Below are 13,864 nucleotides of genomic sequence, written 5' to 3' on the forward strand. Positions count from 1 at the left end.
GTTACATTTAATATAGCTGCTAAAAAGAATAGTAATGCAAATACCTTTTTATCTAACCTATACGCGTTCATAGAACTTACAAAAAAACAAACGATATACAGACAATGTAACCAAACAGAATAATTTAAGTATGTATTGAAAATAATATCTTTCATCATCAAGCACCAAATTGAAATAAATGCTACAGCCGTACAAAACTTTGAAAGCTTGTTTCATATCATCCTCCCTAAAAAAAGAGAAATGGTGACCCATTTCTCTTTCTCGTTGCTATTGTTCTTTCGGTGTATCAGAAGAAGGCAATTTCTTCGCTTGTTTTTCTTTAAAAATCTCTCCAATTGCACCTAGTGTACCCAGTGTTTCAATTGCATTTGATGGAATGAAGACTTTATTAGCAGGTCCTTTCGCAACCTCAGCTAATGATTCAAAAGATTTATATGCAAGAACTCGTTCATCTAAATCCGCTGCACGTATTAATTCAATACGATTTTGTTCTGCTTTCGCAATTGTTTCAATCGCTCTTGCTTCCCCTTGCGCTTCTAGCTCTTTTGCTTCTCGTATACCTTCGGCTTCGCGAATACGTGCTTCTTTATCCCCTTCAGCCATTAAAATTTTACTTTGTTTTTCCCCTTCAGCTCGAAGGACTTTATCTTGTTTTGCTGCTTCTGCTTCTAAAATAATTGCACGCTTATTACGCTCTGCTTTCATTTGTTTTTCCATTGCTGCTTGCACATCTTTTGGCGGATTAATATCCACTACTTCCACACGCTCAATGCGAACGCCCCATTTTTCTGTTGCTTCATCAAGTGCTAAACGAATTTCTGTTGAAATCTTTTCACGTCCTGATAATGTTTCATCTAGTTCCATCTTACCGATAATTTGACGCATTGTTGCAGATGTAATATTACGAACACCATATTCATAATTTGAAATACCGTATGTTGCAAGTTCCGGTTCCACGATTTGATAGAAAATAATCGTATCAATTTCTACTTGTACGTTATCTTTCGTAATCACTTTTTGCGGTGGGACATTTGTTTGTTGAATACGTAAATCATGATAAACACGAACGCGATCTACAATAGGAATTAAAATATTTAACCCCGGATGCATGATACGTTGGAATTTACCAAACCTTTCAACAACTGCCACCTTTTGTTGCGAAATGATTTTAATTGTTAACGCTACAAATACAACAACAATTAATGCAAAAATAATCGTTAATGTTAATGCTACCATTTTTACTCACTCTCCTTTTTCACATGTAAAACAGTGCTGCTCCTTTTTATAACAATGACTTTTTCTCCAGCGGAAATGGGAACATCTGAAATCGCAGTCCAAGTATCTCCATCCACTTTCACAATTCCATTTTCTTCACTTGTAATCGCTTGCATGATAATTCCCTTTTTACCAGCCAGTTTATCGACAGTATCAGTAAACCCTTTTGCCTCTCGAAAATTTTTAGAGATTCGTTTCGTAAAGAAAGTCAATGTTAAACTCACAACTGCCCCTACAACAACTTGTAAGAATAGTGCTTCTGGGGCAAATAGTGCAATTAGACCTCCGACAACCGCTCCAATTCCAAGCCATAACATGTAAAAGGTAATCGATAACATTTCTGCAATAAATAAAATACCAGCTATAATAAACCAAATTACCCATCCAGCCATATGCAACCCTCACTTTCTTTTTTATTTTCTATATGTATATGAAAAAAAGAATTGTTTATCACGTCCTCCTCATGAATACGGGACGTTTCAACGGAAGCTGCTATACATATTCACTGTTACCATGAGTATTACTAAAATATTATATTAATATATTCTTTATTATACATGAAAATTCCTATATAAAAGTTACAAAAAATAAAATTCTTTCAAAAAATGAATCTGTAAATTAAAATAAATATAAAAAAATAATCATTTATGAAAAGGAGATATCTATATTGCCCCAACAATCAATATCCCTTTATTGGTTTTCTAAAATGTGCATCACTCTCGCTGATGTTGTTTATGTGATGATTGTTACTACTCATATCTATATGACAACAAAATCAGCTACCACCACTGCCCTTTTTCCATTATTGGGAGTTATCGCGAGCCTTATTGCTAGTACATCTGCGCCACTTATAATGAATCGTTTCCGATCCTATTCATTACTTTTTACATTACAAGGGATTAAGACTTTCCTTTTGATTCTTTTAAGCGTGCTATTCCCTTTATTATCATCTAACATTACTGTCCTTCTTACTTTTATTATTCTCATTTCATTATGCGGAGGCTGGAGCTCTCCTTTATTATACGCTGTTATTCCACGCCTAGCGCCCCAAGAAAAGTTAGTAAAAGTAAATAGTATCTTTTCCTTTTCAACACAAATTGTTCAGGCAGCTGCTTATTCGTTCACAAGTGTAGTTGTCCTTTTTATTGGTGCTACTTCTACACTTATGATTAACAACATATTAATGATTTTTGGATGTATCACATTATATGTTTCATTGCATGCTGTACAAACTGAACAAAAAGTGGAAAAATCAGCCTCCAAATCAGCTGTATTACTAGAAGGATGGAAACTGTTATTTCAGTACTCTTCCTTACGCACAGTTACATATATGGACTTAATTGAAACGTTTGCCGGAACGATTTGGATTGGCGGTATTACGATGGCTTATGTAACAACTGCTCTTCATAAAGGAGAAGAATGGTGGGGATATATCAACACCAGCTATTATATGGGAACATTAATTGGAGGATTATTAGCATGGCGAATAAGTACGTATATTCAAAATAACTTAATACGCTCAATGGCTTTAGGATCACTTCTATTTAGCGTACTCACTTTCTTATATGGCATAACAAGCAACGGATTTATTGCACTGCTTCTTTGCCTTCTAATGGGACCTGCTTATCAAATTAGAGATATTTCTCAAACAACCGTTTTACAATCAAGCGTGCCACCACCTCTATTATCAAAAATATATACAGCTCACGGCACACTTACTTCGGCTGTTTCCGGACTTTCTATGCTAAGCGTCGGTATTATTACCGATATGTTCGGCGTCCGGACAATATATATCATTGCTGCTTTTCTCATTTTATGTTCTGCTTGTTTATCTTTTATTTTGTTAAAACATACGAAACAGCAAGGCAAGGATGTTTCTCTTTAATCTCACTGTTTTTTGACATATGAAATTTTACAGAATAGGAAAAGGATAGGGCACCCTATCCTTTTTGCATTGTATTTATGATAAATTCGGAGCTCTTCTATGGTTTGTTTGCAGCTTGTTCCAATGCATGTGCAGTCCCTTCGCTAAAATCAGTACTTGCTAAAGTGATTCCAAAAAGCCTTCAGCTATCCATTTCAAGGAAAATAAAAAAGCGTCTTAGACGAACAACCTCTGCCTAAAACGCTTTTTAATAAACAACCCTTCTATTTCACATACATCTCTTCAAGTAAATGAATAAATTCCCCTTGATTCCCTGCCAATACAGGACATTTTGTTATATCAATCCACTCATAACAAAATGTTAGACCCTCATCTTCCTCTCCTGCACTTACGATATGTTCCCATGTATCTTTTACATCTGTTAGCAACGAAATATGAAAAAAGTGGCGTTTTTGATATTCCTGTTTTTCTTTCACATGAATGATATAATCACCAATGAAGCGTTCTATATATACATGCCGTAAACCCGACTCTTCTAACACTTCACGTAATGCTGCTTCTTCTAATTTTTCTCCTTCATCAACTGTACCACCTGGAACTTGTATACCTGCTTCCGGCATATCACGATGTGTAAAAACAAGCAACTGCATAACTCCTTCTGTTTCCCTTGTAATATATGCGTACACCTTTTTCTTATATAACATCGTCATCTATATCCTCTCCCCGCAATTGATTATTTCATTGCTTCTTCTAAGGTAAGTTGATTTTCATATAAATACGTAGCTTGTGGATTCCCTACATAACGTACGTGCCACGGTTCATACCGATAACCAGTAATCGATTCCTTCTCTTTTGTATACCGAATGACAAAACCAAATTTATGCGCATTTTCAGCAAGCCATTTTCCTTCTTTTGTATCCCCAAAAATGGTTTCTAATTGAAACTTGGCAGATTGTGATGTAATATCCATCGCAAGTCCCGTTTGATGTTCACTTGTTCCTGGAATCGCACTGGACATCGCTGTTTTCGCTTCTCCATCTTGAATCTTATACATTGTATTTAATGCTTTTTGCCGGTCAAAAGATCTGAACCCTGAGACCGCAAAGAGAAAAATTCTCTCTTGATCACCTTGCTTGAACATGTTTTCAAGTGCCTGTGCTGCTTCTTTCCTCATTTTTTTCTTCTCTTGATCCCCTTCACTTGAGTAACGCACTTTGGGAATGACTAAATCTTGCGGCTTGTAACGATCCGGTAACCGTCTGCTTTTATTTACAAGTACAAGTGTAGAATCCGGATTATTCACAACTGCAATATCTCCTTCTACTTTAGCGATGGTTTCTTGCTCTTTTGGAAATGTAACAATACTATTCACTTCTTGTGCTTGCTTATCTTTATACATCTTATAATTAATGCCTGCTACTCCAATAATAATTGCAACTACTACGACACTCAGCAGTGTCCATCTTTTTTTCATAAAACGACCTCTTATTTTAATAATTTGGCCATATAATACTCGTCGACATCCTTTCCATCGATGATAAGAGAAGCTTTTTTGACACCTTCTTGTTCAAAACCTACTTTTTTATATAGTGCCTGTGCTCTTGTATTGTGGGCCATTACTGTTAACTCCAAACGCCATACATCATGTAATCTTGCCCACTTTTCAATTTCTTTAAACAGCATGGTTCCAATTCCTTTTCCGCTATACGCTTGTAAAATCCCAATTACAATCGCTGCTGCATGTTTGTTTCTTTGCGCATTACCACCATTAGCTAAAATAAACCCGACTAATTGCTCACCTTCTACTACTACAAATATTGTAGAATTATAGTTTTCTATAAAGCGTTTAATCATATTTTCTTGCTGCTTCACTGTCATATTCCGTTCCCCTGGTTCAAATAACATAAAAGAAGTTTCTCCATCCAATTGTTTTCCTAACTGTAAAAATGCTGCTGCGTCCTCTACTTGAATGTCTCGTATCATCTCTATCACCCTGTCGATTTTATAATGTAAAAGTTTTATCTATAAAGAGCATTTCGCTATTTTTTTATGAAATACCTTTCTATTTTTCATAGGAGAAATAGACAAATTTCGATATCAGTATAATGAAGGTGAAATTTTATTTATAAAAAGAGCTTGATTCCTATTTTTCTCTTCTTTGTGAACACAAAAAGAAACGTAAGCACCCCGCTTACGTTCATCCATTCACCTTCTCTGCTTGCCAAAAATATTCACTAAATGCTTTCGCCAATACATCAATGGAATGATTTAATTCTTCAGATGTATTATCTACACCTCCTACTTCAATTAAAATTGCTTGTCCTGACAAGTCCTGATTATAAACACCGTTTCCTGTTTGAAACCCCTTTTGTATAACTCCTCGACTTACCCCTGGATATTTCTTATTAATCGCTTCATGTAGTGCAGTTGCTAATTGTAAGTTTTTGGCGTAATTTTTATTCCCTTTTCCAATGACAAAAGCAAGCTTCGCATACGATTTATCTCCAATTGCTTTTGTCGTGACATTTTTACGGGCACTATCTCGGTGCAAATCAAAAAAGTATTGTAACTCTTTATTTCCTGCCATTGCCTCCTGTACAATTTCCCGAGACATTTTATAAGAGCTATTACTATTTAACCCCTTACTAATCAACTTTTTCCCAACATCTGTTTTATCATTAACTGCTCCTATTCCTTCATTTGCTAATTGGTCACGAAACCGTTCTCCAAGTATAGAAATATTCGTCACAGAACTTGTTGCCTTATTCGGATCTGGATCATTTGTTAAATTTAATAAAGGTAAATAAGACTCCCAACTATGAGAATGATAGATAAATGCAACTTGTCTTTTTCCGGTTGTTTGTGCAGGTTCCTTTTTCTCTTTATTTGGATCCACTTTCGGAACTTGTCCGGTTTCTCCTGTTCGTTCTTTCACCACTTCTTCAAGTGGAACGCTCGACTCGATAGGTAAGTTAGAATAATTTGTCCCTTCACCAGCAATGACAATTTCCGTATCGTATTTTCCAAACCCAGGAAGTTCCTTCCCAACGAAACTACGTACATCATCAAATCGAATATTTGTCGCTGTTGAAAAAAGAAAAGATGAAATCGAAAAGTCTTGATTTAAATTTCGATATTCTTGTGTAAAATAATGATTTTCCTTTCCAATCACATACATATATCCATTCATTGATAACTCATTTAACCAATTATATAAATATGCTGACTTTGTTTCTTTCAATGAAGTCACCATCATACTAATAAGGAAAAAGGTTGCTAACATCATAAAGACAACAAATAAAATAAGCTTACGTACACTTGTTAATTTGACATAAAAAAAGCCTCGATTCATAACATCACCCTCTCTGTTCCAACTTATGTACAAGCTATAGAGAATAGACCGCCTAAATTTCGGCTATATTGTCATAGAGGTGAAATGAATTGAAGCTAATTATTAGTATAGTTCCTATTGTTTTATCAGGTATTTTTTTATTATTTGCAGCACACCCTAAAATCCGTGTTTTCTTAGATATTTGCGCGTACCTTTCATTATATATACTTGGTATACTAATCGCTTTTAACATATATGATGTTGTGCTGCACGGCTTAGTATTTATGACAACCATTCACGGTATCTTGTTGAACCCATTATTTCTCATCACTGGAGCTTATATTGGAGTGTATTCTTTATATCTCCTTATTTATAAACTAGTAACAAGTTTAAGAAGGACATAATACTTATTCTAAATGGAGTGTAAAAATGCGACCAACTTTTATATGTCATAAATACCAGAAAAAAATTGTCAGAAAGCAAGATCTTATTACCACAATGTTCTACGTACGCATCTACTTATTTCACAATACTTGCTTTAGCCAACAATTTTTCTTTTCTAGTTTTATTCCTATTAATACGCTATTTGGAGTATATTTCATTTGGTATACTCTCGCTATAGGGGCTATTCTAACAATAACAGAACTATCGATCATTTGGATTATTTTTTTAGTGCCTGTTCTATATCGTTTTATTTCTTACTATTATATTGAACGTCACTTTTGAAAATAACGATTAGACTGCCCCTTTGGAATACTTAAACACTCCCACTCTTTTTCTTTCAGCAATTTTCCAACGTAAATAATTTGTCCGATATGTGATGCATAATGAGCGATTTGTCTCTCAATCGCTTGCATAACACTATGCGCTTCACCCCGAATATGCACGATCTTTAAAAGGTCTTGTGGTGTTAATGATTGCAGCGCTTGAAAAACATATTCCCACCCTACTTTCCATGCTATTAGCGCTTCTGCTTTTGAAGCATAGCCCCCTTCAAATTCACCATCACGATTTCGATCTAGCTTTTCACCATCTGTCGTTAAAAAATCCGTCCATCTCGAACGCATATTTCCATGTAAATGTTTGATTATAATTGCAATACTGTTTGCTTCTTCATGAGGTGTCCAACTTATTTGTTCATATGATAACTGTGAAAGCGTCCTTTCTCCTTGCTTTTGCATCGCCTTGAAGTTTGAAATCGCACATTCTAAATAGACATTTCCAACATCCATACTTAATCCTCTCCCCTATTAACTAATTGGTGTTCCATTAGGGATTTCTATATCTGGCTGAAGCAAGATTACATCTCCTTGTTCTGGCACTCCTCCTAGCACAAGCACTTCCGATATGAACTCCCCACCTTAACGACCTTACAGTCTATTTCAGCACTGGACTGCTTCATACCAAGCTCACCAAAGTCAATTTCTAATGTAATCGCAGGTACACGAGCTTCTTTAAACTCTTCTGCTTTTTTATCGTTCCCACACGTACATCTAACTGTAAAAAGTTTTCAAAATTAGCCATTTTATCAATCCTTCCAAGCTAATATTTAGACAAAACATATGAATTTCCTCTAAAAAAAAAGATGCCTAAGCACCTTTCTTTTGTAACTCACTTAATTCGTTTGGTCTATATAAGAAGTAACCAATTACTCCACCAATACATGATGGCAGTAACCAACCAATTCCTTCCTTATATAAAGGAAGCATTTGCAACACATTTGTTATGGCATCAAACTTAATATTTGCACTTTCTAAACCGTTAAATAGACTAATAACGAGTGCCCCTAAAATTGCACCAATATATATTGTATTTCGCTGTCCAATCCATTTATGGAAATAAGACAGTGCAATTAATACAATCGCAACAGGATAAATAATCATCAATACTGGTAATGTTACAGCAATAAGCTGTGTTAATCCTAGGTTTGATACAACTAAACTAAACACACATACTAATGTTACAATCGTTTTATGTGATAATTTAGGGAATAACTTTGTAAAGAATCCTGCACACGCTGATGTAAGTCCAACTGAAGTTGTTAAACAAGCAAGTGTAATAACAAGGCCTAATAATATTTTTCCACTCGTTCCATATAACTCATTTACAACTTTCGTTAAAATAAGACCTCCATTATCAGAAACGCCAAGTGACGTACTTGTCGAACCAAGATAAGCAAGTGATAAATAGATTAACGTTAAACCTAATACAGCAATAACCCCAGATATAATTGTTACTTTTGCGATTTGTTCGCTTTCTTTTATCCCTTTCGAACGAATAACTTGTACAACAACTATACCAAATACAAGTGCACTAATCGCATCCATCGTTAAGTATCCTTGAATAAATCCACCGAAAAATGCAGTATCTTTATATGCTTCTATCGGTGCAGCAGGAGTTCCAATTGGATCAATTATAGCTTTACCTACAATTACAGCGACAATTAATACTAATAGTGGAGTAAGAAACTTTCCAAACCAATCAATTAATTTCGATGGATTTAGTGATAAATACCAAGTAATACCGAAGAAAACTGCTGTGTAGAGAAACAACATGTACCATTCTGACACAAACGCTTCCGTTAAAAATGGTTTCATCCCCATTTCAAAAGAAACCGCTCCTGTACGTGGGATGGCAAAGAATGGTCCAATTGCTAAATAACTAATCAGTGGAAAAATAAATGCAAATATAGGGTGAACTCTAGAAGATAGCGCTTTCAAGTCCCCTTCTACAAAAGCGACAGCCGTTACAGCTAATAGAGGAAGTCCGACTCCTGTCACAAGGAATCCAATTGTAGCAATCCAAACATTTTCTCCTGCCTGTTGTCCTAATACCGGCGGGAAAATTAAATTTCCTGCTCCTAAAAATAATGCAAATAACATTAAACCGATTGCTATTGTATCTCCTGGCCTTAATCGTCCCTTCATCTCTCTTTTGCATAGCATGTCTTTATTGTTTTTATCTCTTTCACAATATGCTATGCATCCTCCTCTCTATCCATAGTGATTATTTATGCCCCTTAAAAAGCAATGTCTTTCCCCATAATTTCTCCATTTCCCCTTTTCTTACTCCGATTAATAATTTTGATTTTTTTGAATATTCAAAACATTATAGTGTTATATCACAGAGTTAATAGGTCAGACCTCTTTGCTTTTGTCACACATATAGTAACACATTTAGTTGAAAAATAGAAACATATTTTTTATATGAAATTTTTCGAAAAACTAAATAGTATGCAAACCTTGCATTATTCTTTTAGAAAAATATTTTATAAACAAATAAGCAACTTTTCATTTTATTATTTTAAAATAAAGATAAACTTTCTTTTCCTACATATAATGAAAAGCCATCTAAATCATACAGATGGCCTTTCATCCCCTACTCTATTGTTTCTACTTGACGTGGATTATTCATTTCTTCTACGTATACAACACGAAATCCATGATCTTCTAAATCCTTTAATAAAATCTCTAACTCTTCTGCCTTAAATTCTTCACCTAGTGTGAACATAATTCTACGCACTAATAAAGCATTATTGTCAAATGTCATTAAACTTTGAATACCACTATATTTTTTTAAAACGGTGGATAACTTTTGAATGGCTCCATTATAATCTTGCGTTCCAACCATGACAGAGTATACACTAGAATGAACTCCCCATGCATCTTCTAATAGTTCAAACACCTTTTTATGAGTTAAAATCCCCAAGAATATCCCTTTTTCATCTACTACTGATAAGTATGGTAACTTCTTAATAGTAAAGAATACTTTGAAGAAAGAAGAATCTTCCCTCACATACCCTTCTTTATCATTTAACAATTCTGATAAATTATCTTCTAACGATCCTTTATATTCTAAAATATCTACTTTGTACACATTTCCTAGAAATTTCTCTTGTTTTGCATCTAAAACTGGTACACAACGATAACCAGTTTTATTTAAATGGTCCAGCGCTTCTCCAACTGTAAATGAATTTGAACAAAATAGTACTTCTTTTTTAGGCACATAGTTTCCTTTAATCCTCATAAAAAGCCTCCTTATGTTAAAATACTTTCTGTGCCATAACTATATTATATTTTCAGAAAAAAATAAATATTTTATTTCACTTTTCTGAAAACTTTTCGTATTGTTGTCATGATTTGTTCATGAATGATTCATTTTTTGATAAAGTTAATAGTTAATCATTCTGTACCTAATTGCTGACTGAAAAAAATTATCTCGCATGAACTGGAAGTAATATCCTCATTCATGAAGCTTTCCATCATTGAAGGATGAATCCTCCACTGATGGAAGTTTCCCTTTATAAATGGACTTTTACTTTTTATCACTGCGTTTAATTTTACAAATAATTATAGACTTCCTGTAAATGAATTACTTGGCATCGCAACTCATACCCATATATAAAGAAAAAGATATTGTAACTTATCCAAAAAAACGTTAGAATAAGAATAAGAATTTTCTGAATATTCTAAGAGTAGGTGAACAATTATGTCTTCATTATTTCGTTCTTACACATATCGCTTTTTAGCTGGATTCCTAATCATTCTTATCATAAGCCCTCTTCCCGCTGTATTATTAACCCATGAATCTTCTTATTTAAAAGGTTTACTTGGGATTTTTTATAATTTTGCTCATTTCCCGTCCATTTCTATTCCAATGATTGATTGGGTGCATGAATCCATTCTTTTTTCATCTCAACCTATTACCACAACGCTCCATGTTCCAGGACACTCTCCCCTGCTATTCCCTTATGTGTGGGAAGTATACTTTTTATCAATCATTCGCTTTACACTCACACTGGCAATTGGTTTTTTTATCAGCTTAGCGATTGGGCGTTTATTCTTAAAGGCACCAAAACAATTTAAAAAATACATTTCAATATTGCGCTGGATTCCATACTCATTCAGTACGGCTCTATTACAATGTTCTATTGTTTTAATTTCTTTATACATTGCAAGGTACATAACCATTCCATTTCTTTCTTCCCTCATCATCATATGTAGTACATCAATGATTATCGTTATACAAGCAATCAAAAAATGGATTCCGTTTTTAAATAACACTGAAGAACATAATATACGTGATTCATCGTTCCTCATTAATACGTTATTTATGGCAATAGCTTCAAATCATAAATCTATTTTAAGCTCCATTATTCTGTCATTCTTTTATATGGAATGTATTTTTCATACGAAAGGATTACTGCAATTTATTATTCAATTTGGAGGGAATTCACCAACTGTTGTTACAATTGGACTGCTACTCATTTATATTCCGTATATCATTCTTTCCTTTCTTCAATCCGCATGGACAACAAACCAGTCTAAACATCAAACTTACACTATCTCAAAAACAATGATTAAATAAATTAACTTTAAACAATCTCCCTCCTTTTCAAAATGGAGGGTTATTCCCCTTTTATTCAGGGTAAAATACCAACAAATTTATGAATGTTTAGAAAAACATTCCAATATTTACTCATTTCCTTTGACTATTATTTTCATTTCGATTTATTATAAAAGTATAACATACTTGCAGGAGGTGACATCTTTATTCCCACTTCGGAGTAGAGAACACACTTGGACATATTAAATATTTTTCTCATTTTTGTACTTATTCTCATTTCTGGCTTTTTCGTGGCATCTGAATTTGCGGTGGTAAAAGTACGAAAAAGTCGAATTGATCAGCTTGCAAATGAAGGAAATAAGCAAGCATTAGCTGCCAGAAGTGTTGTTTCTAACTTAGATGTATACTTATCAGCATGTCAGCTTGGTATTACCATCACTTCTTTAGGACTCGGTTGGCTTGGCGAACCAACTGTAGAACACTTACTACGCCCCTTATTTGAAAAAGTAAACATTACTGGTGCAATGGCTAATACACTATCGTTCATCATTGCATTTAGTATCATTACTTTTTTCCATGTCGTATTAGGGGAACTTGTTCCAAAATCTTTCGCGATTCAAAAAGCTGAAGTAATTGCATTGAAATTTGCTAAGCCACTCATTTGGTTTGATCGAATCATGTATCCTTTCATTTGGTTGCTTAATAGTACAGCCGTATTCTTTACAAAACTATTCGGCTTAGAACCAGCAAAAGAAAATGAACTTGCTCACTCAGAAGAAGAATTACGATTGATTTTAGGTGAAAGCTTTAAAAGTGGTGAAATTAATCAAACTGAATATAAATATGTAAATAATATTTTCGAATTTGATGATCGTGTTGCCAAAGAGATTATGGTACCTCGTACAGAAATGGTTTGTCTATCTATCGAAAATACATTAGAAGAAAATATGGACATCGTGGCATCTGAGAAATATACACGTTATCCGATTATTGAAAAAGATAAAGATGATATTATCGGGATGCTAAATACAAAAGAAATTTTTCACGATCAAACGAAGGGGATTCATAAACCTTTAGAAGCTTATATACATCCAGTCTTAACTGTATTTGAAACAGTGCCTATCCGTAAAACATTAATTCATCTTCAGAAGAACCGTGTGCAAATGGCAATTGTAATGGATGAATATGGCGGGACAGCTGGGCTATTGACGATGGAGGATATTATTGAAGAAATTATTGGTGAAATTCAAGATGAATTTGATACAGATGAATCACCAATGATTGAAAAACGCACACCAAAACTCACTGTACTAGATGGAAAAGTACTCATTTCAGAAGTAAATGATATGTTTGGTTTACATATTGATGATAGTGATTTAGATACAATTGGTGGCTGGCTTCTATCTCAGTCCATCGATTTAAATATCGAAGTTGGCTATTCAATTGAATATGCTGGTTTCCAATTTAAAGCATTAGAGCTTGATGGGCATCAAATTAAGAAAGTTGCTGTACATAAACTAGATAGTAAAAAGGAGATATAAAGTGACTGTTTTATTAACACTTTGTATAATTGCTTGTTTTATCATATCGTTTATTGCGTTTATCTATCCGATTATCCCTGGCATACTTGCACTGTGGGCTGGATATCTTATTTATCATTTTGGTATAAATGACGGGGAGCTAACAACAAGTTTTTGGGTCCTTCAAATCGTTTTTACCATTATTATTTTCGTTGCTGATTTTATTGCAAATGGATACTTCTTAAAAAAATACGGAAGTACCAAATGGAGCGAACGTGTGGGAATGATTTCTATTATTGTCGGTTCCTTTTTCTTCCCACCATTTGGTCTCATTATCATTCCATTTCTATCAGTTTTCGTGACAGAAATAATGCATAAAAAAACACCGCAAGAAGCGTTTATGGTTGGAATTGCTACAGTCGTCGGCTTTTTAAGCAGTACAGTGGCAAAAGCGATTTTACAAATTATTATGATTATCATTTTTGTATGTTACATTCTTTTTTAACC

Annotated in this window: 15 protein-coding genes and 1 pseudogene; 6 read left to right on the forward strand and 10 right to left on the reverse strand. The window is 34.1% G+C overall.

Annotated features, from left to right (window positions below):
- Positions 1-267: 267 nt before the first annotated feature.
- The gene (locus KFD70_RS14900; RefSeq protein ID WP_336453682.1) at positions 268-1,236 is read right to left on the reverse strand and encodes an SPFH domain-containing protein; all 969 of its coding nucleotides are present in this window, start codon (positions 1,234-1,236) and stop codon (positions 268-270) included.
- A gap of 2 nt (positions 1,237-1,238) precedes the next feature.
- Entirely contained in the window at positions 1,239-1,667 is a 429-nt protein-coding gene (locus KFD70_RS14905; RefSeq protein WP_336453683.1) for an NfeD family protein, read from the reverse strand.
- Positions 1,668-1,981: 314 nt separating this feature from the next.
- Here KFD70_RS14905 and KFD70_RS14910 point away from each other — a divergent pair, with 314 nt between their 5' ends.
- Positions 1,982-3,160, forward strand: a complete 1,179-nt coding sequence (locus tag KFD70_RS14910) for an MFS transporter (RefSeq protein WP_420792373.1) — start codon at positions 1,982-1,984, stop codon at positions 3,158-3,160.
- Positions 3,161-3,423: 263 nt separating this feature from the next.
- Here the strand turns inward: KFD70_RS14910 and KFD70_RS14915 are convergent, their stop codons facing one another.
- From KFD70_RS14915 to KFD70_RS14930, 4 genes are all read right to left on the reverse strand, one after another.
- Entirely contained in the window at positions 3,424-3,870 is a 447-nt protein-coding gene (locus tag KFD70_RS14915; protein WP_336453685.1) for an NUDIX hydrolase, read from the reverse strand.
- A 23-nt stretch (positions 3,871-3,893) separates the two neighbouring features.
- Positions 3,894-4,634 (reverse strand): M15 family metallopeptidase, encoded by a 741-nt coding sequence (locus tag KFD70_RS14920; RefSeq protein WP_336453686.1) that lies wholly within the window; start codon positions 4,632-4,634, stop codon positions 3,894-3,896.
- A gap of 11 nt (positions 4,635-4,645) precedes the next feature.
- Positions 4,646-5,143, reverse strand: a complete 498-nt coding sequence (locus tag KFD70_RS14925; RefSeq protein WP_336453687.1) for a GNAT family N-acetyltransferase — start codon at positions 5,141-5,143, stop codon at positions 4,646-4,648.
- Between the two features lie 214 nt (positions 5,144-5,357).
- Positions 5,358-6,512 carry a stage II sporulation protein P gene (locus KFD70_RS14930; protein WP_336453688.1) on the reverse strand — a complete coding sequence of 385 codons (1,155 nt, stop codon included), beginning with the start codon at positions 6,510-6,512 and terminating at the stop codon, positions 5,358-5,360.
- An 89-nt stretch (positions 6,513-6,601) separates the two neighbouring features.
- Between KFD70_RS14930 and KFD70_RS14935 the strand changes: the two genes are divergently transcribed.
- Positions 6,602-6,895 (forward strand): hypothetical protein, encoded by a 294-nt coding sequence (locus KFD70_RS14935; protein WP_336453689.1) that lies wholly within the window; start codon positions 6,602-6,604, stop codon positions 6,893-6,895.
- A 25-nt stretch (positions 6,896-6,920) separates the two neighbouring features.
- A complete protein-coding gene (locus KFD70_RS14940) occupies positions 6,921-7,217 on the forward strand; it encodes a permease (RefSeq protein ID WP_336453690.1) in 297 nt (98 codons plus the stop codon).
- On the opposite strand, the gene KFD70_RS14945 is transcribed toward KFD70_RS14940, so the two are convergent.
- The 4 genes and pseudogenes from KFD70_RS14945 to cbpA all read right to left on the reverse strand — a co-directional run bounded on the left by KFD70_RS14945 (position 7,208) and on the right by cbpA (position 10,517).
- Entirely contained in the window at positions 7,208-7,723 is a 516-nt protein-coding gene (locus tag KFD70_RS14945) for a DUF1572 domain-containing protein (protein ID WP_336453691.1), read from the reverse strand. The genes KFD70_RS14940 and KFD70_RS14945 overlap by 10 nt on opposite strands.
- Before the next feature lie 18 nt (positions 7,724-7,741).
- A pseudogene (locus tag KFD70_RS14950) lies at positions 7,742-8,015 on the reverse strand (tRNA-binding protein).
- A 65-nt stretch (positions 8,016-8,080) separates the two neighbouring features.
- The gene (gene brnQ4 / locus KFD70_RS14955) at positions 8,081-9,418 is read right to left on the reverse strand and encodes a branched-chain amino acid transport system II carrier protein BrnQ4 (protein WP_336453692.1); all 1,338 of its coding nucleotides are present in this window, start codon (positions 9,416-9,418) and stop codon (positions 8,081-8,083) included.
- 451 nt (positions 9,419-9,869) lie between these two features.
- A complete protein-coding gene (gene cbpA, locus KFD70_RS14960) occupies positions 9,870-10,517 on the reverse strand; it encodes a cyclic di-AMP binding protein CbpA (protein WP_336453693.1) in 648 nt (215 codons plus the stop codon).
- 462 nt (positions 10,518-10,979) lie between these two features.
- Here cbpA and KFD70_RS14965 point away from each other — a divergent pair, with 462 nt between their 5' ends.
- The 3 genes from KFD70_RS14965 to KFD70_RS14975 all read left to right on the forward strand — a co-directional run bounded on the left by KFD70_RS14965 (position 10,980) and on the right by KFD70_RS14975 (position 13,862).
- Positions 10,980-11,858, forward strand: coding sequence for a hypothetical protein (locus KFD70_RS14965; protein ID WP_336453694.1), 879 nt, complete (start codon positions 10,980-10,982; stop codon positions 11,856-11,858).
- A gap of 212 nt (positions 11,859-12,070) precedes the next feature.
- Positions 12,071-13,378 (forward strand): hemolysin family protein, encoded by a 1,308-nt coding sequence (locus KFD70_RS14970; protein ID WP_336453695.1) that lies wholly within the window; start codon positions 12,071-12,073, stop codon positions 13,376-13,378.
- Between the two features lies 1 nt (position 13,379).
- A complete protein-coding gene (locus tag KFD70_RS14975) occupies positions 13,380-13,862 on the forward strand; it encodes a DUF456 domain-containing protein (protein WP_336453696.1) in 483 nt (160 codons plus the stop codon).
- Positions 13,863-13,864 lie beyond the last annotated feature (2 nt).

This window comes from Bacillus pfraonensis (genome assembly GCF_050768835.1).
Classification (GTDB): Bacteria; Bacillota; Bacilli; order Bacillales; family Bacillaceae_G; genus Bacillus_A; species Bacillus_A pfraonensis.

What these genes read in the sequence shown, in the direction of transcription:
- cbpA (WP_336453693.1), bottom strand. Translation starts at nt 10,517, where the DNA reads ATGAGGATTAAAGGAAACTATGTGCCTAAAAAAGAAGTACTATTTTGT.
- KFD70_RS14930 (WP_336453688.1), bottom strand. Translation starts at nt 6,512, where the DNA reads ATGAATCGAGGCTTTTTTTATGTCAAATTAACAAGTGTACGTAAGCTT.
- KFD70_RS14915 (WP_336453685.1), bottom strand. Translation starts at nt 3,870, where the DNA reads ATGACGATGTTATATAAGAAAAAGGTGTACGCATATATTACAAGGGAA.
- KFD70_RS14910 (WP_420792373.1), top strand. Translation starts at nt 1,982, where the DNA reads ATGTGCATCACTCTCGCTGATGTTGTTTATGTGATGATTGTTACTACT.
- KFD70_RS14905 (WP_336453683.1), bottom strand. Translation starts at nt 1,667, where the DNA reads ATGGCTGGATGGGTAATTTGGTTTATTATAGCTGGTATTTTATTTATT.
- KFD70_RS14965 (WP_336453694.1), top strand. Translation starts at nt 10,980, where the DNA reads ATGTCTTCATTATTTCGTTCTTACACATATCGCTTTTTAGCTGGATTC.
- KFD70_RS14945 (WP_336453691.1), bottom strand. Translation starts at nt 7,723, where the DNA reads ATGGATGTTGGAAATGTCTATTTAGAATGTGCGATTTCAAACTTCAAG.
- KFD70_RS14920 (WP_336453686.1), bottom strand. Translation starts at nt 4,634, where the DNA reads ATGAAAAAAAGATGGACACTGCTGAGTGTCGTAGTAGTTGCAATTATT.
- KFD70_RS14940 (WP_336453690.1), top strand. Translation starts at nt 6,921, where the DNA reads ATGCGACCAACTTTTATATGTCATAAATACCAGAAAAAAATTGTCAGA.
- KFD70_RS14900 (WP_336453682.1), bottom strand. Translation starts at nt 1,236, where the DNA reads ATGGTAGCATTAACATTAACGATTATTTTTGCATTAATTGTTGTTGTA.
- KFD70_RS14925 (WP_336453687.1), bottom strand. Translation starts at nt 5,143, where the DNA reads ATGATACGAGACATTCAAGTAGAGGACGCAGCAGCATTTTTACAGTTA.
- brnQ4 (WP_336453692.1), bottom strand. Translation starts at nt 9,418, where the DNA reads ATGAAGGGACGATTAAGGCCAGGAGATACAATAGCAATCGGTTTAATG.